A 24657-nucleotide genomic window follows, 5' to 3' on the forward strand; every position below is an offset into this window, starting at 1 on the left:
CATGCGGCTGGTCGGCGCCAGCCGCTGGTACACCCAGCTGCCGTTCCTGTTAGAGGCCATGCTGGCCGCGGCCATCGGTGTGGCCATCGCGGTGGTCGGCTTGGTCCTGGTGCGGGCGTGGTTCCTGGACAACGCGCTAAGCCAGTTCTACCAAGCGCATTTGATCGCGAAGGTCGACTACGCCGACATCCTCTACATCTCGCCGTGGCTGTTCCTGCTCGGCGTGTCGATGGCCGGCCTGACCTCCTACGCCACGCTGCGCCTCTACATCCGGCGGTAGCTATGGCGAAAGATCCCGGCCGGGGCAAGGCGGCGGGCGACAAGCGCGGCAGCAAACGAGTCATTGCCACCAATCGCAAAGCGCGGCACAACTATTCAATTCTCGAAGAGTTCGAGGCTGGGGTGGCGTTACAGGGCACCGAGGTGAAGAGTCTGCGCGAGGGCCATGCGTCGCTGGCCGACGCGTTCGCAACCGTCGACGACGGCGAAGTGTGGTTGCGCAACTTGTACATTCCGGAGTATCAGCACGGTAGCTGGACCAACCATGAGCCACGTCGCAATCGAAAGTTGTTGTTACATAGGCAACAAATCGACCGTCTGGTGGGCAAGATACGAGATGGTAACCTCGCCCTCGTGCCAATGTCTCTGTATTTCTCCGAGGGGAAGGTCAAGGTCGAGCTCGCGTTAGCGCGCGGCAAGCGAGCGCACGACAAACGACAGGACATGGCCCGCCGCGATGCCCAGCGCGAAGTGGTCCGTGAATTGGGTCGCCGAGCCAAGGGCATGAACTGATCGGGGCGGCTTACGCCCAGCTGTCGGCCGTTACGTACGGTGTCAGCGACTTCGTGGGCGGTGTGGCAGCTCGACGGGTAGCGGCGCTGCGCGTGATGCTGGTGGTCTATCCGATCGAGACGTTCTTGTTGGCGGCGATGGCCCTCGCCGTGGGCGGGCCGATTTCGCGCGGCGCCATCTTCTGGGGCGCCCTCTACGGCGTCGGGATGGCGGTTGGCATGTGGGCTTTCTTCGCGGCGCTGGGCGCCGGGCCCATCTCGGTGGTGTCACCGTTGGCGGCCGTCCTCAACGCCGCCGTGCCGGTGGCGGTCGGGGTGGCGCTGGGGGAGCGGCCGGGTCCAGGGGCGTCGGTGGGCGTCGTGTTGGCGCTCGTTGCCGTCATGCTGGTGAGCCGCGAGGCGACCGCCCAAGGGGTCACGCCGTATCGATTCACCCCCAAGGTGGCGTGGCTCACGCTGCTCGCCGGCTCGGCGATGGGGCTGAACCTGGTGTTTCTGCACCAGGCGCCGCACGCGTGCAAGCTGTGGCCGCTGGTCTTCGCGCGGCTCTCGGCGACCGTGGTGATCTTCGTGATGGCGGCGGCCAGCGACAACCTGCGCGCCCCGCGCGGCAAGCCGATGAAGCTGGCCTGGGCCGTCGCACTGCTGGACATCTGCGCCAACGTGACCATGCTGCTGGCGCTGCACACGTGGTTGCTCTCGCTGGCCAGCATCCTGATCTCGCTGTACCCGGCGGCCACGGTGGTGCTGGCCATGATCGTGCTGCGCGAGCGGCTGACCCGCTGGCAAGGGTTCGGCATGGTGATGGCCATGGGCTCGGTGGCCATGATCGCCGCCAGCTGAGGCTGCGCCTGTCGATTCGGCGTCCGATCGGCCTACTATCCGACCATGGCCGATCGCCCCGTCACCAAGCTCGACAAGTCCGAGGTACTCGCCGGTCTGTTCGCGGTGTGGGACGACATCGCCGCGCTTCTGGGCGGGTTGCCGGAAGCCGAATGGCAGGCGGCCAGCCCGCTGCCGGGCTGGGACGTCAAGGCGCTGGTAGCGCACATGATCGGCACCGAATCCTTCCTCGCCGGCGTCCCCGCGCCCCAGCCGGACATCGACGTCTCGACCCTCGACCATGTCCGCAACGACATCGGCGTGATGAACGAGTGCTGGGTCCGCTACCTCAGCGCCGAAGCCGGCGCGGACGTCATCAAGCGGTTCAAGGACATCACCGACGAGCGGCGCAAGGCGCTGAGGGAGATGTCCGCGCAGGACTGGGACGCGGCGACGTTGACGCCGGTCGGCCCGGAGAGTTATGGGCGGTTCATGCGCGTCCGGGTGTTCGACTGCTGGATGCACGAGCAGGACATCCGCGAGGCGTTGCGCTGGCCGCCGTCCGACGATCAGCTGGTCGGGCCCGCGGCGGAGCTCTCCCTCGACGAGATCGAAGCCACGATGGGCTATGTGGTCGGCAAGCGCGCCAAAGCGCCCGAGGGTTCCCGCGTCTTGTTCGATCTGACCGGGCCGCTGTCGCGCAGCATCCGCGTCGCCGTCGACGGGCGGGCCCAAGTGGTCGACGACTTCGGTGGTCAGGAGCCGACGGTGACGATCCGGCTGGACGGGCTGCAGTTCACCAGGCTCGCCGGCGGGCGGCCGATGTGCCCCACCCGCGCGCAGGGCGTTGAGCTGGGCGGAAACGAGGACGTGGCCGCCCAGGTCGTCGAGCACCTCAATTTCGTGATCTGATCGCAGCGCCGGGGCGGAAGACAACGTCGTTGCCGCGCGTTGATAGCGGCGTACCATGGATTGTCCTGCCGAAAGTCGGCGGGGATGCGAGGGGCTGAACGGTTTCGACTTCGCGCATCGAATCAAGGGAAGCGTGCCGGTGCAGGCAAGAGACCACCGTAAGCGTCGTTGCAACCAATTAAGCGCCGATTCACATCAGCGCGACTACGCTCTCGCTGCCTAAGCGACAGCTAGTCCGTCAGACCGGGAAAGCCCTCGACCCGGAGCCTGGCGTCAGCTAGAGGGATCCACCGATGAGTTCGGTCGCGGGACTCATCGGGACACCAACAGCGACTGGGATCGTCATCCTGGCTGGTTCGCGTGACCAGGAGATCCGAGTAGAGGCATAGCGAACTGCGCACGGAGAAGTCTTGAGGGAATGCCGTAGGACCCGGGTTCGATTCCCGGCAGCTCCACCAAAGGGCCGCAGAGATGCGGCCCTTTTTGCTGGTGCACAGGCTGGTTGGGTACGAGGGCAAGGAGCGCCGTGGACGGCAAACGACTGCTTCTGCTGATCGCCGTGGCCGGCATCGCGGGCTTGGCGGCATGTGGCAACACGACCACGGCGCCCGCGGATCCGCCGTCGATCGCCGGCGAGCCGTTCGGCGAGGTGGATGGAACCCCGGTGACCCGCTACACGCTCACCAACGGGCACGGCATGCGCGTGCGAATCCTGACCTACGGCGGCATCATTCAGTCGACCGAGGTCCCCGACCGCACCGGACATGTCGGGAATGTGGTGCTGGGCTTTGGAACCTTAGACGGCTACCTGAACAACACGGGATCCGCCAAGACCTATTTCGGCGCGATCATCGGCCGCTACGGCAACCGGATCGCCAAGGGGGCATTTTCGTTGAACGGCAACGAGTATCACCTGCCGGTCAACAACGACGGCAACAGCCTGCATGGCGGCACCGCGGGCTTCGACACCAAGGTGTGGCAGGCCGGCCAGCAGCAGGATGGCGACAGCGTGCGCCTGAAGCTCCAATATGTAAGTCCCGCAGGCGAAATGGGCTATCCCGGGACGCTGACGACAACCGTCACCTACACCCTGAACCAGAAAAACGAACTGCGCATCGACTACCGCGCGACCACCGATGCGCCGACCGTGATCAACCTGACCAATCACAGCTACTTCAACCTGGCGGGTGAGGACGCCCTCGACGTCTACGACCACAAGGTCACCATCGATGCCGACTACTACACGCCGACCGACCCCACCCAGATTCCGACCGGGCAGCTCGCCCCGGTGCAGGGCACACCGTTCGATTTCACCGCACCGACCGCGATCGGCGCGCGTATCACCGCCAATGACCCGCAGCTGTTGCTGGCCCACGGTTACGACCACAACTGGGTGATCAACCGCGGCGACAACGCCGGGCTGGTGCAAGCGGCCAAGGCCGAGGACCCGCGAACGGGGCGCACCCTGACTGTCTCCACCACCGAGCCCGCTGTGCAGTTCTACACGTCCAACTTCATCGAGGGGGCGTTCACGGGCACCAGCGGGCACATCTACCGGCAGGGCGCCGGATTCACGATGGAGACTCAGCACTACCCGGACTCGCCGAATCACCCGAACTTCCCGACCACCGCGCTCAACCCGGGCCAGACCTACGATTCGACGACGGTTTTCGCCTTCGGCACGCAATGAGAGGCGGTGCCGGCGCCCTCGGTCGGAGAATGTCCCGGTCACAGCGGTAATTTGCGTTGCGCCGGGGGTGGGCGGCTTTAATCGTGATGAACTCTCGCAGCAACTACGAGGAGCTTTTGATGACCTATCGCCGTCTTGCCTGGGCGCTCGGCGCGGTGGTGGCGGCGGCCGTCGTCATTCCCGTCGCCGCACACGGCGAGCCGCCGACGAAGTGCCTGACCAACACTCAGACGGGCAAGCAGGTCTACGTGCCCTGCGACCTGCTCAACGCCGGCGCCAATTTCCCGCCGGGGCAGCGTTGCCCACCACCGCTCGAGCAGTACCCGAAGGACGTGGCGGACTGGTGTGGCGAGGGGCCGGGCCTGGCGAGCACCACGCCCACGACTCCGACCAGCCCGACGACTCCCACGAGCCCGACGACTCCCACGAGCCCGACGAGCACGACGAAGCCGACGAGCACGACAAGCCCCACGAGCTCCGCGACCCCGACGACGACCCCCACGGCCCCCACCACCTCGACGAGCGCATTGAAAACGGCGGGTCCGGGCAACGCCCAGTGACGAAGCCCTAACCGGGCGGCGCGGTGACGACGATCGATTCCTGCCCGATCTTCCAGGCCGTCATGAACGTGGCGATGCTGACCTTCGTGTTGGCGTGATCGGCGTAGGGGTCGTTGAGGTGAACCACGTCGGAGTTGGTGTCGATGCCGGTGACCACCAGCAGATGGTCGGCCGAGGTGCGCTGGTCGTTGGAATTCAAGATGGTTCCGGAGTTGACCCACGCGATGACCTTGCGGTTGGCGCCCAGGTACTGCTCCAGCGACGACAGCCCCACCTCTTCGGGGTGCTTGTCATAGGTCATGTGCGACTTGATGCCGTAGTGGTCGAGTAACACCACCGTGTCGGCCATGTCGATGCCGCCATTCGGGCCATCGTGAGCCGGGTCGCCGGTGGGGGCGTAAATCGGGCCGTTGCGGATCGACGAGGGCGTCTGCTGCGCCAGCTTGATGATCTGCTGCTCGGTCGGGGAGTGGCCGGTGACCTCGCCAACCACGTCGGCCACGGACGCCAGCCCGCAATTGTCCTCGTACGACTGCTGCTGCCAGAACTGGGCGGCCGCGTCGGGGTCGCCGTACACGCCGCTGGCAATCGTCGTGGCCCTCGGCGGGCCGGCATCGGCCCGGCCGGTGCCGGCGGTAGCCGACGTCGCCGCCGCGCGCATCGACGACGGCGCGGCGCTGCACGAAGACAGCGTCGATACGCTCGCGATACCGATGCAGGCGGCCGCCAGGGCGGTGGGTACCGCGGCCGCGATCCGAGAGTCGAACATGTTGCCTCGCAAAGGCCGGTCGAACTACCGATTGGTCAGCAACGTAGCACCGCCAGCAAACCCGCGCAGCGCAAATAGCCGCGGCGGCGACCCTCAGTTGCCCGCCTCGATCGCCGCGACGCGCGCAGCCGCGTCGGGTCCGCAGAACCGCTGCAGGTCCACTCCGCCCGCGGCCAGCAGGTCGTCGATGCGGCGTTTGAGGTCGCCCGACGACAGGTGCGCGTACAGGTTGGCCCCGGGGCACGAGGTCGACGCCAGGTCCCGATGGCCCGCCAAGGTGGTGGTCGCGACGCGAAAGGTCTGCGCCGCCCAGGCGAAGGCGCGGGCCGCCCCGACAAGCTGCGCCTCGGGCACGGACTCTTGATCGAAGTCGCCCTCGCAGAGAACCAGGAAGTGCCCCGTCGTGTCGTAATCCGTCGCCGTGTCGCCCGCGAGCTCGGTGCTGCGCAGCTCGTAGATGTTGCCGTTGCGGTCGACCCCGACGTGATAGGCGATGTCGATCCACCCGTGTTCGTCCTGGTGGTAGCGCTGGTCCTGTCGGAGGTGGCTTGGTGCGTTGCGGTTGTCGCCGAGGACCACGGCCTCGTGGTGCAGGGTCATGCGGGTGATGGTGTGACGCCGGCCGCCGGAGCGGGCCGGCCGGGCGCCCCAGGCGTCCCGACACAACAACAGGGCCGAACTGGCGGCCGTCAGGTGAGCTTCGGCCGTGAGGGTCGGGACGTCCGTTGGCGTCATCCAAGAGCGGGTGCCGACCACCGCCGCCGCACCGACGCCGCCGGCCAGTCCTAGCATCTGGCGGCGGCTGACGACGGCCGGCCGACCCCGCGCGGGCTCACACACGCTTCATCACGATACGGTGATCGGCAACGCAGAACGCCGTGATTGCGTTACCGGGCGAAGCTGTTGGCTCGCAGGTGCATTCGCGACGGGATCGGCACTACGCTTTGGGCGTAGGGAGGCGGCGATGGGATGGGCCAGCGGGTTTGGCGACAGCTCGCTTGGCGGCTTGCCCTTCGGTAGGCGGAAAGCCATCGCCGTCGGATCCGTCGTGGTCGCGCTCATGGCGGGTTGCTCGCGCGGCGATGCGGCGCACACCGCGCCGAGCGACCGCCCGACGACAACACCCCCGGCCGCGGCTTTTACGCCTGTACCCTCGGCGCCCGCCAAGCCGCCCGATGCCGCAACCGCCGCCGCTTTCGCCAAGGTCTCCAAGCTGATCAACGACGCGATTGCGGCGAACCGGCTGCCGGGCGCGGTGCTTGCCGTCGGGCACGGGGGACAGGTCGCCTTCCAGCAGGCCTACGGCTCGCGCAAGCTCGCGGGCGAACCCGGACTGGACGGGTCGCCGGCACCCGCGGAGCCGATGACCGAGGACACCGTCTTCGACATGGCGTCGTTGACGAAGATCCTCGCCACGACGACCGCGGTCATGCAGCTTTACGAACAGGGCAGGGTCGGGCTCGACGATCCCGTCGGGCAATACCTGCCCGACTTCGACGCCGGCAACGATCCGCGCCGCGCGACCGTGACCGTTCGCATGCTGCTCACGCACACCTCGGGCGAAACGGGGGACGTCAACCTTGGCGATCCGTGGGGATTGGACGGGGCCGACAAACCCGAAGGCGTTCACCGCGCACTCACCACGCCGCTGGAGTCCGATCCCGGTCGGGGTTTCCGGTACTCCGATATCAACTTCATCCTGCTCGGTGCGTTGGTCGAGAAGGTCACCGGCGACACCTTGGACGACTACGCCCAACGACATGTGTTCGAACCGTTGGGAATGACCGACACCCGCTACCTTCCCGCGGCCAAAGCATGCGGTCCGCACACGACGATCGGATCCGCGGTCGCCTGGACCGCCGCGCCGCCCGACCGGACGCAGGACGTCTGTTCGGCCGGCACGTGGAACGTCGATCTCTTGCCGCGCGTGGCGCCGACCGCGCGTGACGAGGAGGGGCGATCCGATCCGAGCAGGAATCCCGATCTTGACCGCCTGCTGCGGGGCACGGTGCAGGACACGACGGCGCGGCGGATGGGCGGCGTGGCGGGGCATGCCGGCGTGTTCTCGACCGCCCACGATGTGAGCATCTTCGCGCAGTCGTTGCTCGACCGGCTGGCGGGTCGTCCAAGCGAATTCCCGCTAGCGCAAGCAACTTTGGAGTTGATGACCACTCCGCAGCAGCCCGGCCACAACGCTCAACAGCTCCAAGCGGCGAACGACGCCGCCCGAGCGGCCATCGCGAAGAGACCAAAGACCGCGGACCCGCTGCTCGCTGCGCGCTATCCGGCGATCGCGGGGCAGGAGCTGCGCGGCCTGGGGTGGGATATCGATTCGCGCCTGTCCATGCCGCGCGGCGTGGTCTTTCCCATCGGCAGTTTCGGCCACACCGGTTTCACCGGAACCTCGGTGTGGCTGGACCCGGACTCGGATACCTACGTCGTTCTGCTGACGAACTCGATTCATGTGCGGGGCAGTTCGCCGATTTCGGACCTGCGGGGTCAGGTCGCGACCGCCGCGGCACGGGCGTTGGGGCTCTAGGGCCGCTCGAAGTGTTGGTAGTCGAGGGGACCCGCCCACTCGCCGCCCCACCGCCAGCCGCGATCTGTGAAGGCGCGCACCGCCGGGTCGCCGACGTGTAAGAGCCCCGGGTCGGTGCGGGTGCGGTCCAGGTAGGCGGCGGCGTTCTGCGGTTCGAAATACCCGCTGGCGTAGAGGCAGGGGTTGACAAGCGTGTTGATATCGATGGCCCGCCCGTAAGCGTGGGGAGACCATTCGTCGGTTCCGGGGATGAGCCGGCAGTTGAACGCCGACGTGTTGTTGTCCTCCATCGACAACTCGTCATTGGCGTCCGGGTAATTCTCGACCGTGCGCATCTTCTCGATGGGATAGCCCAGTCGGTAAAGCTGCTCGAAGATGGCGATGACGTCCGGCACGAGGTCTTGGTGGACGATCAACGGGCCCCGGTGGGTCTGGGCGTCGAAACCGATGTAGTCGACGTCGACCCGCCGCAGCTGCGCCGGCTCGACCGGACAACCCGGCCGCCAGGTCGTGCCGAGGTCGGCGGCGGTGACCGGTGCGACGGTCGCACCGGGCGGCGGTGGCGGCCTAGACGACGACGCGACGGCCCGCGATGACGGTGCGGCGGACGTTGACGGTGTGCCCGCGCGCGGTGGCGCCGGGGTCGTGCATTGCGCCAGCGCGAGGCAGGCCGCGAGCATGCCGGCCGCCGCGGCGCCCCGCCGCCGCGGCCGGTCTCGCGCGATCCGCCCGTCCAAGAAGCCGCCCGTTGCGATCAGAAACTTTCGAGTAGCCCACTACGCTACTTGCCCCGGTTCCCACGGCGAACCCTCGAGGGCACGACAAACAACTCGAGCCTTCCGGTGAGGTCATCATGACCACAATGCACAGTCCCGGCAGCGTCGTGCCGACCCGCTTCCGTTGGTGGTCTGCGATCGCGAGCGCCTGCGGGAAGGTGGCATCGATCGGCATCCCGGTCGGCGTGGGCGCTTATCTGTTCACCGATCATTGGGGACGGGCCGATCCGGAGTACCTCTTCACGACGACCTTCAGCAAGAATCCGCAGTTCCTGCGCGAGGGCATACCCCCGTTCCTGAAGAAGGCTTTGACCGAGGCGCTGGACTTCGACCAATGGGTGATTTTGGGCTACTTCCTGATGCTGGTCACCTGCGCCCTTGTCTTCACGGCCCTGGCGTTCTCCAAGTCCGGCAAGAAGCTCAGCCACTACATCCTCGCCGCGGCGTTGGTCGCCGCGTTCGCACCCCTACTCGAGGACGGGTTGATCTTCTGCGCGCTGACCAAGCCCGCCGACGGGCTGCTCGGCCGGGTGCCGGCCGCCTTCTGGATCTACGCACCGGCGGCCATGGCAACCGTCAAATGGTGCGCGCTCGTCTTGGCCGTGACGGCGATACCGGCGGCCGTCTTCGCGATAGTCCGGGTGATCCTGTCGCATCTGCGCATGCGCAGGTACCGCCGGCGACACCACGGCAAGAACTGGTGGGATGACACGTTGTCGCCGCCGGCGCTGGACCCGGAGCCGGGTGACGTCGAGGCGGCCTGGCGCCAGGCCTATTACGTCCCCGACGCCGAAGACCTGGCCCGCAAACACGACGGCAGCCCGGTGCCGACGCCGACGGCACTGTGCCTGTCCGGCGGCGGAATGCGCTCCGCGTGCGTGGCCATGGGCGCGATGCAGAAGCTGGCCGGCCCCCGCGATGACGTCGTGGACGCGTGGCGCTGCGCGCCGGCGCTGGACGACTTCGACTATGTGATCTCGGTGTCCGGTGGTGGCTTCAGCGCCGGCGCGCGGGTGCTCGGCGTTCAAAGCGACGCTTCCGAGGGCAGGGCGGGTGGCGCGATCGCGCCGCTGTCCAAGCGATTCAGCCCTGGCTCAGTCGAATTCGACTCCCTGCGCCGCCGTTGCGACTACATCGCCGACTCGCCGCTGGCGCTCCTGCGGGCACTCGCCGAGGTACTCAAGAACCTGTTGGCATCGCTGCTCATCGTGGCTTCGTCCGCGGTCGTGCTCGGATGGCTGCTGGGCATCTTCGTCAAGTACTTCCCGTTCCGGGCCGTCGTGCCCCGCAGGGGTGGGGTCGCGCCGCATGGCGCCGGTTTGCACCAGCAGCTCGATCTCGAAGCGCTTCAGGCCCGCCCGGTGGCGGCGTTGGCGGCGATCGCGATTCCCGTTGCGGCGGTGATCATCTGCATCATCGGCGATCTGGTCTGCGAATGGGCGTCGGCGTCGAAATGGAGCACCGTGGGGCAAGCCGCGTTCGGCTGGCTGGGCCGACGGGCCGCGTTGTTGGCATTGCTGGTATTCGGCCTCAGCGTCGCCGGCCCGGCACTGATGTGGCTGTGCCTGCAGCGTCCGGACAAGGGGCCGGTGGGGGCGGTCGGCGGCATCGCGGCCGTGGTGGTCTTGCAATATTGGACGACGCTGGTCTCGATGACCTCGAAGAAGGACAGCCTGGTAAGTCCCTCCCGGTGGCTCAGATTCGTGCCGTCGGGAGTGCTGCGCATCGCCCTGGTGGTGTTCACGTTGGGCGTGCTGCTGGTCGCGTGGCTGCTGCTGCTCGGCGTTGTCGCCGGCTACGTCTTCAACATGGAGATCGATCAGGAGATCCTGCACCCGGAGCGCAACCGCCAGCCGTTGACTTCCGACGTCCAATGGTTGTACCTGGGTGGCATCGGGCTGTTGGCGTTGCTGCTGAGCAGCTTTGACGTGACCTCGCTGAGCCTGCATCCGTTCTACCGGCAACGGCTGGCGCACACGTTCGCCGTCCGCCGCCTCGGCGGCAGGGCCGTGGAATACAAGCGCAGCGAGGCCACGTGGCTCGACGAATACGGCAAGACGCAAACCGGCGGACCGAAATTCGTCTTCGCCGCGGCCGCCGCCATCTCCGACGGTGACATCCGCCCGGCGCCCGGGCTGAACGCCGTGTCGTACGTCATGACCGCGGATTACGTTGGGGGACCGGCACTTGGCTGGCTGAAGACCGCCGAACTGCGCCAGGCGTCGCCGCCGCGCATCGAACGCGACCTCACCGTGGAGGCGGCGATGGCGGTGAGCGGAGCGGCGTTCGCCTCGGCGATGGGCAGGCAGAGCAAGGGCGTCCAGTCGCTGCTGGCGCTTTCCGGTGCCCGCCTGGGAACGTGGCTTCCCAACCCGCTGTTCGTGCGGAACGCTCAGCGCAAGGCCGCCGATCCGTCGTTTCCCAAGGCGCTGCCCTCCATGCGGGGGGCCGGGTACTTCTATCGAGAACTCCTGGGAATCAACAAGTTCGACGCCAGGCTTGTTCAGGTCACCGACGGTGGACACTACGAAAACCTCGGTCTGGTCGAAGCCTTGCGCCGGCGGTGCCGACTGATCTACTGCATCGACAGCAGTGGTGACGCCCCTCCGCTGCTGTCCGGCCTTGCCGATGCGATCAGGCTCGCCAGGTTCGAACTCGGCGTCGAGATCACCATGGACAGTGGCGGACCGTTCGGCGTCGAGAATCTCGCGCCGGGATCCGGTGAACAGTTCGGCGACAGTCACGCGTTCTGCAGCCTCAACGGCCGCATCAGCAAATGCGCCGTGGCCAGGGGCAGGATCAAGTATCCCGATGCGGCCGGAATCAAGACGGCGGAGGCCAGAACCGGATGGCTGATCATCGCCAAAGCCGTGTTGTGGCAAGGACTCCCCGATTGGGTGTTGACCTACGCCGCGGAGAAGGGCGGCGCGGAGTTCCCCCACGACAACACGTCGGACCAATGGTTTTCTGAAGGGCAGTTCGCCGCCTACACGGAAGTCGGTCGCAGCATTGCGATGTGCGCCATGACGGTCCCTTGCGACGACTGCGCCACGACGGCCGACGGCGACGCGCTCGTGCTCCCGGTGCAAGACCTTGCCCCCATCGAGGTGCGCGTGCCGGCGGGGGCCTCGTCTTGACGGCCGAGGCGCGAGCGTTTGAAAGACATGACTAGATGGAAGGAATCACTCCGATGAGCACTCGCCCGAAAAAGCTGGTGTGTGCCGCCCTTTTCGGCGCGGCACTGACGCTGATGGCCGGCCCGTTGCAACATCCGGCCGTCGCCCGCGCCGACGTCAACCAAGAGTTCTATAGCTTCTGCATCAAGGACCTCGGCCAGGGCAACGACTACTGTTGCGCGCACGCCGGCGGCGCCGTAAAGGCCGGGGGGTGTGTCGACCCGGCAACGGGGAAGGCCGTATTGGCCGCAGCCTGGGTCAGGGTTGACGCGCCACGATCACGGGGACCTTGGCCTTGTTGACCACCGTCGCCCCGACGGAGCCCAGCAGCATTCCCGGGAACCCGCCGCGGCCATGGCTGCCCACCACCATCAGTTGCGCCCGTTCCGCCGCCTCGAGGAGCCAGCGTGCCGGCTCACCTATTTCGATCCTGCGGTGGACCGCCACGTGGGGATAGCGTTCGTGCCAACCCGCCAGGCGTTCGGCGAGCGTTTCCTCCTCCTCGGACAGTCGGGCGTCCCACTTGGCGTCTTGGTACACCCCTTTGAGGGCATAGACCCGAGGGTCGGCCCAGGCGTGGAACGCCATCAGGCCGACACCTCGCCGGGAGGCCTCCGCGAACGCGATCGCGGTGGCCGCCTCCGATGCCGTTGAGCCGTCGATGCCCACCAGCACCGGTGCCCGCGTGATGCTGCCGACGAGCCCGTCCTCGTCGTGGATCACGGCGACGGGGCAATGCGCGTGGTACACCAATCCCGAACTCACCGCGCCGAGGACGCTGCGGACCAGGAAGCCGCCGTGCCCCCGATAGCCCACCACGACCATCGCCACCGCCTTGGAGAGGGCGACGAGCGTGGGGATGGTGGCCGAATACAGGACCTGGCTATCGATTTGCGGAGGTCCAGCCTCCGATTCTCGGGCGGCCCTGACCGCCGCCGCGATGCATTCGCGTGCCCGCGTCTCCTGCCAATCGCTGAAGCCGGCGAGAGCGGTGACCTGAAACCACTCGGGTGAGGGGGCGTCGACGACGTGGACCAGGGCCAGCGGCGCATCCCGCAGCACGGCCGCGCGGGCCGCCCACCGGACGGCGCGCAGCGCTGCTGCCGAGCCGTCGACGCCAACCAAGATCGCGTCAGGTGGTGGCTGCCACATCTCGGCTCGTTTCTGATCGGCTATGTACCCAACGGCAGGATCATCCAGGGCCGCCGCGATTGTCAGGGCCGAAGTGATGCAAGCGGAAGGACCAAAGGCACCGAAGCGACGCCGGCGAATGCCGTTGCGACGCAAGCGGCCCGAAGTGTGTGCAGGTGAGAGGCACTGAGCCCGTCGAAACATCGGTCCCACTTCGACGTTCGGGGTATAAATGCATTAACCCGTGACTGCGCGACTGAATCGAGGAGAAGTGTTCAAAAAGCTGCTTCTTGCCATGACATTTGTCATCGCGTTGTTCGCTCCCGCCGCGGTGCCGGCCGCCCACGCCGACCCGATCGGCTTCCCGCCGGATTGGCCGTACTACGAAATGCAAACCGAGCAGACCATGTGCAACGCGATGGCGCAGGGATGGTCGCGCGCCCAGATCGTCGGCGCGATGCAACAAGCCAACAACCAGGCGGTCACGGGGTTGACTCCCGTTCAGGCCGCCAAGCGCGCCAACATGTGGGTCGACCTGGGCCGGATCAAGTACTGCCCCGGTGCGGTCGCCAGTTAGCTGTTGGCCCAGCGGTTGAATGCGGGCTCCATGTCGGGGCAGAACGCCCCGGCGGCGGCGCCCATGATGTGGCCCGCCTGTACGGACTCATAGCCGTTGCTTGCCACATATCCGTAGATGCTGTCGAAGTCGGTGCCGCCGCGCGCCTGTTGGCAGACGTTGTTGCCGATGTCGATCATTCGCCCCGGATTGTCGTAGGGCACCTGCAGCACGTTGAGCGTGTGCAGGTAGGCGCCGATCGAGATGGGGTTGGGGTCGGCGTGGACCGTGGGCGCCAGCGATACCGGCGCGGTCAGCACCAGCGCCGAACTCAACAAAGCCCTCAAGCTCATGGGTGGCTCCCCTCCGTAGGATTTGGTGTTGCTGCGCGAAAACCTTGCCGCCGTGAACGATTCACGACGAAAGCCAGATCACCCGGGAGCCGTCAGCAGAGCGCGGCGGAAAACCACCCGCCGGCCACCAGTGCGATGACGAGCGCCGCGGTGGTGTCCCCCGTCGTCGCGGCGACGACGATGCCGGTGACCGCGGCGATGAACGCCATGACCACGGCCAGGGCGAGCAGAATCCGATGTGACCGCACCGCGCCCGTCGCGCGCGGTGCAACCACTACATACTTGCCCGACCCGTGGGGTGCGGCCATGGAAACTCCCATCGCGTTGTGACCTCGGATACAAAGAAAGCACAAATGTGCTGTGCATCACAACCAGACGGTACGAAGTGGTTCGCCTTCTAGCCGTTAGTCAACCGTCCGTGTCGGGCGCCCACCGCGGTCGGCGCACCTCCGGCCGGCGGGTCGACCGCGCTGCGGCCAACGCCTCGGTGCGCTCGCCGTTGATGGTGGTCGGCGGGGGAGGCTGGCCCTTGCGCAGCGTCGCGATCAGTTCCCGGTAAGGGCCGATGAGGTAGACGGTGTCGCCGGCTTTCAGGCGCGCATCCCGGCGCGGGCGCAATCGGACCGGCCCTTCCGGCCGCGTGATAGCGATGACGCGGGTCTGGGTGGACAGATCGACCATCCGCAGCCCGTCGAGTTCGCTGCCCGCCGCCACCAGCATTCCGCCGACCATGAAGGAGCGCTGGCCGACCCAGAATGTGCCGAGCACCTGCAAGCCCATCGCCGCACCGATAAACCACGGCGCCGCCAAGTCGACGATCGACCGCACGTTCTCGAAACCGAACCGCCGATGCACCGCGGTGCCCAGCGCACGGCCCTGAATGCGCATGACGATCGGCACCCTTGTGTCGGATCCCAGCATTTCGAGCAGCACGATCCCCGTCTCGATGTTTTCCATGTCGTCCTGGGTCACCAGCGCGACGCCGCGGGCGCGATCGACGCGCGCCGACTCCAGCGTCTGGCGCATGGTCGGATCCCCGAAAATCACCGGCACATCGAGATCGGCCACGGTCGGCAGGAAGCGGTTGCTTTCATCCGGCTCGATGACCACGACGTCGTATCCGGCCGCCGCCAGATCACTGACGACCCGGACGCCGATGGAACCCAGGCCGACGACGACGACGTGGCCGTGCATGTGGCGTGCGCGGCGCAGTCCGGCGGTTTGGACGAAGCGGCGCGACAGCAGCAGGTCGGCAAGGAATGCGACGAGGATCGCGGTGACACTCGCGCCGCCGAACATCAACAAGACGCCGAACAGCCGCAGGGATGTGGATTGCTGGGCGAAGCTGAAGTCGCCATAGCCGACGGTCGTGATCGTTTCGGAGGCGAAGTACAAGGCGTCGACCCACGACATCCGGGGGTTGTGATAGGCGAAACGCACCACGGCCGTCGACCCGAGAGTGAGAAACAGCGCGAACGCCAACGAGGGGAACAGCATCGGGTTCACCTCGTCGCGGATGGCGCGCGCCGCGTCGATGACCCGCCGCACGCGGGAATTTCGAGCGCGCGTCGCGGTCGGGGGAGGCAAGGTGATGCCACGGGCTTCCAATTCGTCCTTCACGCCGATCATCGACGTCCAGTCGCCGGCGTATACCCGCAGATCACGCCCGGGGCATGGCACCACCTCGCCGGGAGCGGGCGAATTCTTGCCGTGGACAACCGCCACCGGTGCCAGGTCGGAGTGGATCTCCCGGAGCGTCGCGTTGTGTGGCGCCTCGGATCCCCAGACGACGAATTCAATACCGGCCGTGTTGAATTGGTGGGCGTTGCGCGACAGGACGGCCTCGACGATCGAGGGTGCCGCGAGGTCGGCGACGTCCAAGATCGCGCCGGGGCCGTTGACGGTAACGACGGCTTCGCGCAGTACATCGTTGGCCAACCTGGCCACAACGCGGACGCTGGGGCTGAATTCCCGTGCCAGCAAGGCAATTTCGAGATTGACCGCATCATTTGGGCCCGCGCACACGACGGCACGTGCGCGCTGCACCCCGGCGCCCAGGAGATCGGCGGCGGTGTTGATCCTGATGATTCGCGCGCCCGCGCCCCTCAGCTCTTCGGCGATCGTCTTCGACAACGCGTCGTCACCGCTGACGATGATCTCGCGGTGAAACTGAAAGAGCTCGCCCATCGCGCGGGCTGCGTTCGACTCTTACGGGCGTCGATCGCCACGGCTGGTCGCCGGATGACCGCCGGTTTCGTTGCCTGCCATGACTACTCCTACTTCTGCTGCAGCTGCGTGGTCCATATGACTATCGGCCAACAGGCAGGGAAGTGCCACCGGAACCCGGCCGCGGTGCAACCGAAGCCCCTGTCATTCTGTGACGCAACAGGTTCGACTCGCGGTGGTGACGCGGGCGAAATAGTGCGGGAGTAGAAAGCGCTCGCACGCCACTGCCGACAATCAAGCTGAGGAGCGTTGCGTGTCCGAGAAGACGCCCGACGATATTTTCAAGCTAGCCAGGGACGAGAACATTGAGTACGTCGACGTCCGCTTCTGCGACTTGCCGGGCACCATGCAGCACTTCACGATTCCGATCTACGCCTTCGACGAAGGCGTGTTCGAGGAAGGCCTGGCGTTCGACGGCTCCTCGATCCGAGGTTTTCAATCGATCCACGAGTCCGACATGGTGCTGCTGCCCGATCCGGAGACCGCGACGGTCGACCCGTTCCGGGCCCGCAAGACGCTGAACGTGAACTTCTTCGTGCACGACCCGTTCACCCTCGAGGTGTACTCGCGCGACCCGCGCAACATCGCCCGCAAGGCCGAGAACTATCTGATCAGTTCCGGCATCGCGGACACCGCATACTTCGGTCCGGAGGCCGAGTTCTACATCTTCGACTCGGTCAGCTTCGACTCGAGCACCAACGAATCGTTCTACAAGGTGGACGCGGCGTCCGGGTGGTGGAACACGGGAGAGGACGCCGAGGCCGATGGAAGCCCCAATCTCGGCTACAAGGTCCGCCCCAAAGGGGGGTATTTCCCGGTGGCCCCCACCGACCACTACGTCGATTTGCGCGACGAAATCCTCACCAACCTGACCAACGCCGGTTACTCGCTGGAGAAGGGCCACCATGAAGTCGGCAGCGGCGGCCAGGCCGAGATCAACTACAAGTTCAACACGTTGCTGCACGCGGCCGACGACCACCAGATGTACAAGTACATCGTCAAGCAGACCGCGTGGCAGGCCGGCAAGACCGTCACCTTCATGCCCAAGCCGTTGTTCGGCGACAACGGTTCCGGAATGCACTGCCACCAGTCGCTGTGGAAGGACGGCGTGCCGTTGATGTACGACGCGACGGGATACGCCGGTCTGTCCGACACCGCGCGCCACTACATCGGCGGCTTGCTCTACCACGCGCCGTCGTTGCTGGCCTTCACGAACCCGACCGTGAACTCCTACAAGCGTCTGGTTCCCGGTTTCGAGGCGCCGATCAATCTTGTCTACAGCCAACGCAATCGGTCGGCGTGCGTGCGCATCCCGATCACCGGTAACAACCCGAAGACCAAGCGGCTGGAATTCCGCTGCCCCGACTCGTCGGGCAACCCATATCTGTCCTTCGCCGCCCAGTTGATGGCGGGGTTGGACGGGATCAAGCACAAGATCGAGCCGCCCCCGCCGGTCGACAAGGACCTCTACGAACTGCCGCCGGAGGAGGCCGCGGAGATCCCCCAGGCGCCCACGCAGCTGTCCGCGGTGATCGACCGTCTGGAGGAAGACAGCGAATACCTGACTGAGGGCGGGGTCTTCACGCCCGACGTCATCGCGACGTGGATCAACTACAAGCGCACCTACGAGATCGCGCCGTTCAACCTCCGGCCGACCCCGTACGAATTCGCCCTCTACTACGACGTATGACGTAATTCGCTTTTCGGCGCAGTTAGCCGAGCCGACGTCCCGGGTACCCGTCCCGCCATGGGGTGGGTGGAATCACACGCGGTCGCGATCTTCTCGGCGCTGCTGTCTGCCTTCTGGGCGGCCGTGGGGATCGTCGTCCGGCAGCGCGCCACGCAGGAGGTTCCGGCCGACGAGGGCATGTCCGGGGCGATGGTGACCACCCTGGCTCGACGGCCGTTGTGGTGGGCGGGCACGGTCGCCGCCGTCGCCGGCTACGCGTTTCAGGCCGTGGCCCTCGCCCATGGATCCCTCCTGCTGATCCAGCCGCTCCTGGTTTCCTCGCTGCTGTTCGCCTTGCCATTGAGCGCCGGACTTTGTCACCAGCGCGTCAGCGCGGCCCAGTGGGGCTGGGCGACGCTGTTGACGGGCGCGCTGGCGGTTTTCGTGCTCGTCGGTGAGCCCCGTGAGGGCCATAACCGTCCCCCGGTCCCGGCGTGGACCGTGGCGCTGTTGGTGACGGTGCCGTTGCTGATCGTCTGCGTCACGGCGGCCCGCCGCGCCGCGGGCCGCGTCCGCGCCATGCTGCTGGGGGTCGGGGTGGCGATCCTGCTCGGCATGATCGCCGTCTTGACGAAGATCTGTACGCACCGCTTCGGCGTCGGCGGTTGGCACGCGCTGCTGACGGTCCCGGCCCCATACCTGCTCGTCGGTCTCGCCGTCGCCGTGACGCTGGTGCAGAACTCGGCGTTTCACGCCGGAGCCCTGCAGGCCTCGGTGCCGATCATGCTGGTGGGGGAACCCGTGGTGGCGGTCCTGCTGGGCGTCGCGGTGCTTGGTGAGCACCTGGCGGTGGGCGGCGCTGCGGCACTCGCCCTCGTGGTCGCGGTCTCGGCGATGGTCGCCGCCGCCATCGCGCTGAGCCGCAGCCAGGCGATCGAACTCGTTGGCGCGCAACGGTCCTCGCCGACGCCCGATGCGGCCGCGCTGGTCGGCGTCAGCGGCGAGCGGACCTAGGGCCTACGAATCCTCGGCGGTATCCAGCAGCCGCAGCGGGTGCAGGCCGTCGACCGCGCCGACGAACGGCGGGTGGATGCTGTAGCCGAGCATGCGGCGAATGTCATCGGAAACCGATCGCGCGATGTCACGCGAGATGGACAACGTGAAGGCCTCCATCGGGCGCAGCCACGGTTGGCAGTACTGCGCGGTGACGGCAAGGCGCTCGCGGTCGGTTTTGTTCGCGCCCCCGCCGTGCCAAAGCGTGCCCACGAAGAACACGCACGAACCGGCCGGCATCACCACGGGCAGCGCCGCATCGTCAGGGCCGGGCCGGCGCTTGCCCCATCGGTGGCTGCCGGGGTACAGAACGGTGGCGCCGTTGTCGGCGGTGAAGTCGTCGATGGCCCAGATCGTCGCTGCCGCCAAGGGATCTCGTGGGCGCGGCACAGGGTAGAACCCGTCGTCGTGGTGCGCCAGCTGCGCGGCCTCGCCCGGTTGAATGTTGATGGCCTGCAACGCCGAAAGCAGGTAGTTCGGCATCAGCAGGCGATCGAGGACGGCCAGCACCCGCGGGTTGTCGACGAGCCCGTCGCACACCCGTGTGCGGCTCAGCAGGCTGTAGATGCGCTGGGTGTGCCGGCCCTCGAACGAGTTGCGTCCGGTATGCCCGAGCCACGGGCGCACGACCTCACGGATTTCCTGGCACTGCTCGGCGGTCAGCAGGCCTTCCCAGATGACGTAACCGTCGCGGTCCAGGGCCGCCATGTCGGCGTCGACGGTCGCGCCGTCGACCGAGCTCCCACCGGTCGGCGTCCGCTTGTACCGCTGCGCCAGATCACCCCTGAGGTCCTCCAGCGTCGTCACGGACTCGTCGTCGGCATTCATTGGCACTCGTCCTTCATCCCGGTCCCACATTAAGCCGAGTTCGCCGCAACTCAACCCCTCAAACCGGTGATGAACCGTTGCACGCTTCGGGTCAGCGACCGGGGAACGTGGTCGGGGTCCATCAGGTCGTTTTCCGCCAGCGGTCCCGCCTCGTCGGCCACGGTGCGCTCGGTGAAGGGTCGCAACGTCTTGCCGTCCCCGCGGAGCGCTTCGATCGCCTTGCGGACCGACCGGCGTTCACGCATCGCCTGTTCGAACTCTTTGTCGGATACGCCGAGGTGCTCGGCCACCAATTGATCTCGCACCGAGGTGATTTCGCGCCGCACGCCGTCGTCTTCGGAACTCGCCGGTTGCGCCTCGATGGCCAGATCGCATTCGCTGTCGAACCCCATCGATCGGTTGTTGAGGTTCGACGATCCGATGCGCAGGAACCGGTCGTCCACCGCCATCACCTTCGAGTGGACGTAGATGGGTGCCCCGCCGTCGGCAACCGGCCAGTAGATGCCCAGCCGCCGATGGACGTCGGCGGCCCACAGCACCTGAATGAGCCGATGGCGAGCGGAGTCCATCGTTCCCCGCTCGAGCGGGTTGTTGCCCCGGCGGGCGACGACGATGACGATCTCGGGGCCATCATCTTCCCGTAGCCGGGCGGCCAGCGCCTCGACCATGCGTCGGGCCGCCAGATACTGGTTCTCCAGATAGATGGTGTCGCGCGCCGCCGCGATCGCCGCGAGGTTGAGCGCCTCGACGTCCCGGGTCTCGGGGCGACCGTCGAGTTCCGGCAGGGTTAGCGCGATTCCGACGTCGACGCCACGCAGGGTGGGGCCGAGCTTGCCGGGCCATGCGGTGTGCCTGGCGGTGATCGGCGTCAACGATTGCCCGGTCGCCGTCCGCCACCGCGCCACGGCTTGCTCGCTGAGCGCACGCGCGGCCTCGCCGTCGACCGCTGCGGCGACGTCGTGGCGCGGCCCGTAGCTGCGGCCCAACGTCCGGCGGGCGTAATTGCGATGTTCGTGCGCGCGGGTGTCCCAACGGTCGACGGTGAGGTCGATGCCGCCGCAGAACGCCACCGAATCGTCGATCACCACGATCTTTTGGTGATGGACCGAGCCGGTGGGATGGGCACCGTCGATAGCGAAGTGGATTCGCCTGCTGCTGATCTGGTTGACCAGCGCCACCGGAGTCAGCCCAAACCAGATGCCGTCGAAGGCCGGCAGTAGACGCAGGTTGGACTTCAGTAGGTAGATGTCGAGCGTTGGCCGCTTCCACAGCATCCAATACAGAAAGGCGCCAAGCTGATTGGGGCCGGGCAGCGTCTTGGCGCGGCGCTCGAACGTCATCCTGGCGTCGAAATCCCAACCGACCAGCGTGATCCGGTGCCTGGCCCGCAACATCGCTGCCTTGACCTGCTTGAAGTAATCGGCCGCATCGACGATGTGAGCCCACTGATCGGCGCGCGCCACCCGCCAGCACGTCTGTCCGGGGATCAGCAGTCGGTCGTCGCCCACGCCGGCGCCCTCAACGAGGTTGACGGTTCAGCGTCGGCATAGCCCTGTGTACCACAGCCGGCGGCGTCCGACGCCCGCGTGGACAGGTCGGCAGGACAACGCCGCCCATCTGTACGAGGATGGAACGGTGCGGACGCTTCTCGTGCTGGCGAGCCTCGCCGCCATGATCGCCGCGGCCTCGCCCGCACACGCCGATCCGACCGGTAACCCCGACGCGAACTTTTTGGCGGCGCTCGATCGGGCAGGCGTCCCGTACAAGAACGGCGCCGTCGCCGTACAGGTCGCCAAGAAGGCCTGCGAACTTATGGACCAGGGTCACTCCAAAGCCGCCGTCATCCAGAGTGTGACGTCAGAGAACGGGGGATTCACGGTCTCGGACGCGACCAGCTTCACCACCAGCGCGGTGAACGCCTACTGTCCCCAGCACATCGGGGAGCCGGACACGGTCGCACCGCCGCCTCCGACCAACACCGGGATGTTCCCCTGGATTCCGTTGCCGCCGCTAGGCGCTGGTTAGACAGAAACGCGGGCGTTCGCAGAGGGGTTGGCACGCGGCAGCCAGGCCCGCCAAGATGGACATGGTGTGGCCCGACTGGTGGATGATTCTGATCGGCATCGCGAGTGCGTTCGCGGTGATCTGGGTGCTCCTGGCCCTCACCTTCTGGCTGCTGAGACCCAAGGCCAAGTTGCAGGACCTGGTGCGGCTGCTGCCCGACGTGCTCCGCCTGTTGAAACGCCTTGCCGCCGATTCCGAGTTGCCACGCCGGATCCGGATCGCATTGGTGGCGTTGATCGCCTTCGTCGTGTCGCCCATCGACCTGATCCCGGACGCGATCCCGGTCATCGGATTCGCCGACGACGTGGTGATCGTCGGCTTGGTGCTGCGCTGGGTCAGCCGGGTGGCCGGACCCGACGCGCTGGCCAGGCACTGGCCCGGCAGCCCCGACGGCCTGGCGACGCTGTGCTGGCTGTGCGGGCTGCCCGATCCCGCGCTGGAGTGACATGGACCTGCTTCGACGCACCCTGGGTTACCGGGTCAGGATCGGCGCACTGATCGAAATCGCGCTGTGGCTGGCCATCCCCTACCTGTGTATCGGCTTCGTGTGGACGCTTTTTCACGCCGAAGAGGCTCGACAGATTCAGGCCCGGGTGGAGGCGGTGTCGCCCACGGGAGCCGACGTCGTAGCCTTCGGCCTGACCACGGCGCTATGGCCAGCCTCGATACAAATCGCCCGGGCGTGCCCCGCCCCATAGGCAAGAGCGCGGTTTGCTCCTAGGCTGCCGGGCATGGCCATCGACCGAGCCGCGCTTCTGGCGGGCAGCATCCGATTCACCTCCGGCGTCTGGTTCCTCGTCGAGCCGTTGAGCGCCAACCGGTTCTGGGGAGATTCGCAGGAGCCGACGCCGACGGCGCGACTGTTGTTGCGGTCCATGGGTTATCGCGACGCGCTGATTGGCGGGCTGCTCGCGACCGCGGCGTTGCGCGGCAAGAACACTCGCGGCTGGTTCCTGGCCTCCGGCGGTGCCGACGCCGCCGACCTGCTGGGCGGTCTCAGCGTCCACGACGAATTGAAGCCCGCACAGCAACTCATCGGCCTGGGCGGCGTGGTCGTCGGCATCGGCGTCGGACTCTGGGGCGCCGCGCGCCGGAGCACCCGTAAGGGCGAAGCGCCGACGACCTGAACCAAGCAAAGCCGTACGCATTTGCTGGGCCGGGTCGTACGCTCATGGCGTGCCCGAAACAGCGTATGCAAACTGCGGTGATCTCAGCCTCGCGTACCAGGTGTTCGGCGCCGGACCGGTCAACCTGGTGTTCGCCGGGTCATTCGTCAGCCACGTCGAAATGTTCTGGACCGTGCCGGAGTTCGAGGCGTTCATGGGCCGGCTTTCGACGTTTTGCCGCGTGCTGCTGTTCGACAAGGCCGGAGTTGGACTCTCCGACCCGGTTCCGAAGGTGCGGACGCTCGAGGATCGGGCGGGCGAGCTGGAGGCGGTCATGGACGCCGCCGGGTTCAAAGATGCGGCGCTGTTCGGGGTTAGCGAGGGCGGCCCCGCGGCCATGCTGTTTGCCGCGACACGGCCCAAACGCACGCGGGCGCTGATCATCACCGGCTCCTCCTCCTTCACCGGCTGGGGGTCGTGGGAGGACATGGAGGGAGACCCGGCGGCGCTGCGGGAGAGGATGGCGCCCGCGCTCGGCGACGCCTACACGCCGTCGGTGGATCAGGTCGCCAGGTTCCAGGGGTTCGGCCGGGCGATCCGCCGTTCGTGGGGGAGCGGTGAGGCGCTTCGGAGTCTGCTGCCGTCGATCCGATCGACGCGCCAGCTCGCGATGCTGGAACGCATGAGCGCCAGCCCCGGAATGGCCCGGGCGACAATGGAATCCGCGTTCACAATTGACATCCGTCCCATCTTGTCGACGATCAGCGCACCCGCCCTGGTGATCCACGCCACGGCCGATTTGGTGCCCGTGCAATTCGGCCGCTACATCGCCGAGCACATCCCGAACGCGCGAATGCTGGAAGTGGCCGGCGACGACCACGCGCCCTGGTTCACCGACCCCGACCGCATTACCACCGAGATCGAAGAGTTCCTGACCGGCAGCCACAGTGCGCCGCTGCCGTCCGAGCGGGCCCTGCGCACGGTGCTCTTCACCGACATCGTCGCGTCCACCGAACGCGCGGCGGCGGACGGCGACGAACGGTGGCGCGCGGTCCTGCAACGCTTCGGTGAGATCACCGCCGGCGCGACGGAGCGGTTCGGCGGAAAGGTGGTCAAGAGCACCGGTGACGGCCACCTCGCCACCTTCGACGGGCCGACGCAGGCGATCCGTTGCGCCGAGGCCCTGCACGACCAGGCCGAAACGCTGGGCATCGAGCTGCGGGTGGGCATCCATACGGGAGAGTGCGAACTGATCGGCGCCGACATCGGGGGGATCGCGGTGCACATCGCCGCCCGCATCCTCGCCCTGGCCGGGCCCCGCGAGATCCTGGTCTCCAGCACCGTGCGGGACCTGGTCGTCGGCTCGGGAACCCACTTCGAGGACCGGGGTGGGGCCGAGCTGCGCGGCGTGCCCGGCACCTGGCAGATCCTCGCCGTCGACCGGCGCCGCGCCGGCGCGCCCTCACGCGACGCCCAGTTGGCCGCCGCGCCCACGCCCGGCCCCCGAACGGCGATGCGGCGGTCCGACCGCGCCGTTGCGCTGATGGCCAAGCGCGCTCCCTGGATGCTGCGCGGCGTGGCGCGTCTGGTCCCCGTGGCCGAACGCGGGTAAGGGGTCGCCCCGACGAGTTGAATG

At 67.1% G+C, this 24657-nt stretch carries 25 protein-coding genes and 1 other RNA gene; 17 read left to right on the forward strand and 9 right to left on the reverse strand.

Annotation, left to right across the window (positions count from 1 at the left end; all coding sequences use genetic code 11):
• From A5702_RS12885 to A5702_RS25705, 7 genes are all read left to right on the forward strand, one after another.
• Positions 1–280, forward strand: a 280-nt coding sequence (locus A5702_RS12885) for an FtsX-like permease family protein (protein ID WP_156669606.1), incomplete at its 5' end; no start/stop codon positions are given.
• Positions 281–282: 2 nt separating this feature from the next.
• Positions 283–792 carry an SsrA-binding protein SmpB gene (smpB, locus tag A5702_RS12890; protein WP_068221191.1) on the forward strand — a complete coding sequence of 170 codons (510 nt, stop codon included), beginning with the start codon at positions 283–285 and terminating at the stop codon, positions 790–792.
• Positions 789–1634, forward strand: coding sequence for an EamA family transporter (locus A5702_RS12895; protein WP_156669607.1), 846 nt, complete (start codon positions 789–791; stop codon positions 1632–1634). Before smpB ends, A5702_RS12895 begins: the two co-directional genes overlap by 4 nt.
• Positions 1635–1679: 45 nt before the next feature.
• Positions 1680–2525: a maleylpyruvate isomerase family mycothiol-dependent enzyme gene (locus tag A5702_RS12900; RefSeq protein WP_068221197.1), complete on the forward strand. Its 846-nt coding sequence runs from the start codon at positions 1680–1682 to the stop codon at positions 2523–2525.
• Positions 2526–2615: 90 nt separating this feature from the next.
• Positions 2616–2983, forward strand: a transfer-messenger RNA (tmRNA) gene (ssrA, locus tag A5702_RS12905).
• Positions 2984–3051: 68 nt separating this feature from the next.
• Positions 3052–4215, forward strand: a complete 1164-nt coding sequence (locus A5702_RS12910) for an aldose epimerase family protein (protein WP_068221199.1) — start codon at positions 3052–3054, stop codon at positions 4213–4215.
• Positions 4216–4334: 119 nt separating this feature from the next.
• Positions 4335–4775, forward strand: coding sequence for a hypothetical protein (locus A5702_RS25705; protein WP_156669608.1), 441 nt, complete (start codon positions 4335–4337; stop codon positions 4773–4775).
• Between the two features lie 7 nt (positions 4776–4782).
• Here the strand turns inward: A5702_RS25705 and A5702_RS12920 are convergent, their stop codons facing one another.
• Positions 4783–5544 carry a C39 family peptidase gene (locus A5702_RS12920; protein ID WP_055405583.1) on the reverse strand — a complete coding sequence of 254 codons (762 nt, stop codon included), beginning with the start codon at positions 5542–5544 and terminating at the stop codon, positions 4783–4785.
• Between the two features lie 93 nt (positions 5545–5637).
• Entirely contained in the window at positions 5638–6384 is a 747-nt protein-coding gene (locus A5702_RS12925) for an N-acetylmuramoyl-L-alanine amidase (RefSeq protein ID WP_231965051.1), read from the reverse strand.
• A 124-nt stretch (positions 6385–6508) separates the two neighbouring features.
• Between A5702_RS12925 and A5702_RS12930 the strand changes: the two genes are divergently transcribed.
• Complete coding sequence (locus A5702_RS12930) at positions 6509–8083, forward strand: serine hydrolase (protein WP_068221205.1); 1575 nt, start codon at positions 6509–6511, stop codon at positions 8081–8083.
• On the opposite strand, the gene A5702_RS12935 is transcribed toward A5702_RS12930, so the two are convergent.
• A complete protein-coding gene (locus tag A5702_RS12935; RefSeq protein ID WP_067823698.1) occupies positions 8080–8763 on the reverse strand; it encodes a M15 family metallopeptidase in 684 nt (227 codons plus the stop codon). The two genes, A5702_RS12930 and A5702_RS12935, sit on opposite strands and share 4 nt — an antisense overlap.
• A gap of 173 nt (positions 8764–8936) precedes the next feature.
• Here A5702_RS12935 and A5702_RS12940 point away from each other — a divergent pair, with 173 nt between their 5' ends.
• Complete coding sequence (locus tag A5702_RS12940; protein ID WP_156669609.1) at positions 8937–11996, forward strand: hypothetical protein; 3060 nt, start codon at positions 8937–8939, stop codon at positions 11994–11996.
• Between the two features lie 297 nt (positions 11997–12293).
• On the opposite strand, the gene A5702_RS12945 is transcribed toward A5702_RS12940, so the two are convergent.
• Complete coding sequence (locus A5702_RS12945; RefSeq protein WP_068221207.1) at positions 12294–13187, reverse strand: universal stress protein; 894 nt, start codon at positions 13185–13187, stop codon at positions 12294–12296.
• A 274-nt stretch (positions 13188–13461) separates the two neighbouring features.
• On the opposite strand from A5702_RS12945, the gene A5702_RS12950 reads away from it, so the two are divergent.
• Positions 13462–13743 (forward strand): hypothetical protein, encoded by a 282-nt coding sequence (locus A5702_RS12950; protein WP_067823695.1) that lies wholly within the window; start codon positions 13462–13464, stop codon positions 13741–13743.
• Here the strand turns inward: A5702_RS12950 and A5702_RS12955 are convergent.
• From A5702_RS12955 to A5702_RS12965, 3 genes are all read right to left on the reverse strand, one after another.
• On the reverse strand, positions 13740–14075 hold the full coding sequence (locus tag A5702_RS12955) for a DUF732 domain-containing protein (RefSeq protein WP_055405364.1): 336 nt from the start codon (positions 14073–14075) through the stop codon (positions 13740–13742). The two genes, A5702_RS12950 and A5702_RS12955, sit on opposite strands and share 4 nt — an antisense overlap.
• A 92-nt stretch (positions 14076–14167) precedes the next feature.
• Positions 14168–14383: a hypothetical protein gene (locus A5702_RS12960; protein ID WP_068221208.1), complete on the reverse strand. Its 216-nt coding sequence runs from the start codon at positions 14381–14383 to the stop codon at positions 14168–14170.
• A 100-nt stretch (positions 14384–14483) separates the two neighbouring features.
• Entirely contained in the window at positions 14484–16262 is a 1779-nt protein-coding gene (locus A5702_RS12965) for an NAD-binding protein (RefSeq protein WP_082956054.1), read from the reverse strand.
• 292 nt (positions 16263–16554) lie between these two features.
• Between A5702_RS12965 and glnA the strand changes: the two genes are divergently transcribed.
• The gene (gene glnA, locus A5702_RS12970) at positions 16555–17991 is read left to right on the forward strand and encodes a type I glutamate--ammonia ligase (protein ID WP_068221209.1); all 1437 of its coding nucleotides are present in this window, start codon (positions 16555–16557) and stop codon (positions 17989–17991) included.
• A 57-nt stretch (positions 17992–18048) separates the two neighbouring features.
• Positions 18049–18984: a DMT family transporter gene (locus A5702_RS12975; RefSeq protein ID WP_067823619.1), complete on the forward strand. Its 936-nt coding sequence runs from the start codon at positions 18049–18051 to the stop codon at positions 18982–18984.
• A gap of 3 nt (positions 18985–18987) precedes the next feature.
• On the opposite strand, the gene A5702_RS12980 is transcribed toward A5702_RS12975, so the two are convergent.
• Together A5702_RS12980 and A5702_RS12985 are read right to left on the reverse strand one after the other, a co-directional pair.
• Complete coding sequence (locus A5702_RS12980; protein WP_068221210.1) at positions 18988–19851, reverse strand: phytanoyl-CoA dioxygenase family protein; 864 nt, start codon at positions 19849–19851, stop codon at positions 18988–18990.
• Positions 19852–19901: 50 nt separating this feature from the next.
• Positions 19902–21359, reverse strand: a complete 1458-nt coding sequence (locus A5702_RS12985) for a phospholipase D-like domain-containing protein (RefSeq protein WP_068221212.1) — start codon at positions 21357–21359, stop codon at positions 19902–19904.
• Between the two features lie 127 nt (positions 21360–21486).
• Between A5702_RS12985 and A5702_RS12990 the strand changes: the two genes are divergently transcribed.
• The 5 genes from A5702_RS12990 to A5702_RS13010 are packed head-to-tail and all read left to right on the forward strand — an operon-like array spanning position 21487 to position 24633.
• Complete coding sequence (locus A5702_RS12990; RefSeq protein ID WP_055403787.1) at positions 21487–21876, forward strand: DUF732 domain-containing protein; 390 nt, start codon at positions 21487–21489, stop codon at positions 21874–21876.
• A 55-nt stretch (positions 21877–21931) separates the two neighbouring features.
• A complete protein-coding gene (locus tag A5702_RS12995) occupies positions 21932–22360 on the forward strand; it encodes a YkvA family protein (RefSeq protein ID WP_055403758.1) in 429 nt (142 codons plus the stop codon).
• A gap of 1 nt (position 22361) precedes the next feature.
• The gene (locus A5702_RS13000; protein ID WP_068221214.1) at positions 22362–22613 is read left to right on the forward strand and encodes a hypothetical protein; all 252 of its coding nucleotides are present in this window, start codon (positions 22362–22364) and stop codon (positions 22611–22613) included.
• 33 nt (positions 22614–22646) lie between these two features.
• Complete coding sequence (locus A5702_RS13005; protein WP_068221216.1) at positions 22647–23042, forward strand: DUF4267 domain-containing protein; 396 nt, start codon at positions 22647–22649, stop codon at positions 23040–23042.
• A gap of 49 nt (positions 23043–23091) precedes the next feature.
• Positions 23092–24633 carry an adenylate/guanylate cyclase domain-containing protein gene (locus A5702_RS13010; protein WP_068221217.1) on the forward strand — a complete coding sequence of 514 codons (1542 nt, stop codon included), beginning with the start codon at positions 23092–23094 and terminating at the stop codon, positions 24631–24633.
• Positions 24634–24657 lie beyond the last annotated feature (24 nt).

This window comes from Mycobacterium sp. E3339 (assembly GCF_001666915.1).
Taxonomy (GTDB): domain Bacteria; phylum Actinomycetota; class Actinomycetes; order Mycobacteriales; family Mycobacteriaceae; genus Mycobacterium.

Coding starts and splice junctions, on each gene's coding strand:
- smpB (WP_068221191.1), top strand. CDS start 283: ATGGCGAAAGATCCCGGCCGGGGCAAGGCGGCGGGCGACAAGCGCGGC.
- A5702_RS12920 (WP_055405583.1), bottom strand. CDS start 5,544: ATGTTCGACTCTCGGATCGCGGCCGCGGTACCCACCGCCCTGGCGGCC.
- A5702_RS12900 (WP_068221197.1), top strand. CDS start 1,680: ATGGCCGATCGCCCCGTCACCAAGCTCGACAAGTCCGAGGTACTCGCC.
- A5702_RS12950 (WP_067823695.1), top strand. CDS start 13,462: ATGACATTTGTCATCGCGTTGTTCGCTCCCGCCGCGGTGCCGGCCGCC.
- A5702_RS12980 (WP_068221210.1), bottom strand. CDS start 19,851: ATGAATGCCGACGACGAGTCCGTGACGACGCTGGAGGACCTCAGGGGT.
- A5702_RS12930 (WP_068221205.1), top strand. CDS start 6,509: ATGGGATGGGCCAGCGGGTTTGGCGACAGCTCGCTTGGCGGCTTGCCC.
- A5702_RS12975 (WP_067823619.1), top strand. CDS start 18,049: ATGGGGTGGGTGGAATCACACGCGGTCGCGATCTTCTCGGCGCTGCTG.
- A5702_RS12995 (WP_055403758.1), top strand. CDS start 21,932: ATGGACATGGTGTGGCCCGACTGGTGGATGATTCTGATCGGCATCGCG.
- A5702_RS13000 (WP_068221214.1), top strand. CDS start 22,362: ATGGACCTGCTTCGACGCACCCTGGGTTACCGGGTCAGGATCGGCGCA.
- A5702_RS12960 (WP_068221208.1), bottom strand. CDS start 14,383: ATGGCCGCACCCCACGGGTCGGGCAAGTATGTAGTGGTTGCACCGCGC.
- A5702_RS12965 (WP_082956054.1), bottom strand. CDS start 16,262: ATGGGCGAGCTCTTTCAGTTTCACCGCGAGATCATCGTCAGCGGTGAC.
- A5702_RS12955 (WP_055405364.1), bottom strand. CDS start 14,075: ATGAGCTTGAGGGCTTTGTTGAGTTCGGCGCTGGTGCTGACCGCGCCG.
- A5702_RS12940 (WP_156669609.1), top strand. CDS start 8,937: ATGACCACAATGCACAGTCCCGGCAGCGTCGTGCCGACCCGCTTCCGT.
- A5702_RS25705 (WP_156669608.1), top strand. CDS start 4,335: ATGACCTATCGCCGTCTTGCCTGGGCGCTCGGCGCGGTGGTGGCGGCG.
- A5702_RS12935 (WP_067823698.1), bottom strand. CDS start 8,763: ATGCTCGCGGCCTGCCTCGCGCTGGCGCAATGCACGACCCCGGCGCCA.
- A5702_RS13005 (WP_068221216.1), top strand. CDS start 22,647: ATGGCCATCGACCGAGCCGCGCTTCTGGCGGGCAGCATCCGATTCACC.
- A5702_RS12945 (WP_068221207.1), bottom strand. CDS start 13,187: ATGTGGCAGCCACCACCTGACGCGATCTTGGTTGGCGTCGACGGCTCG.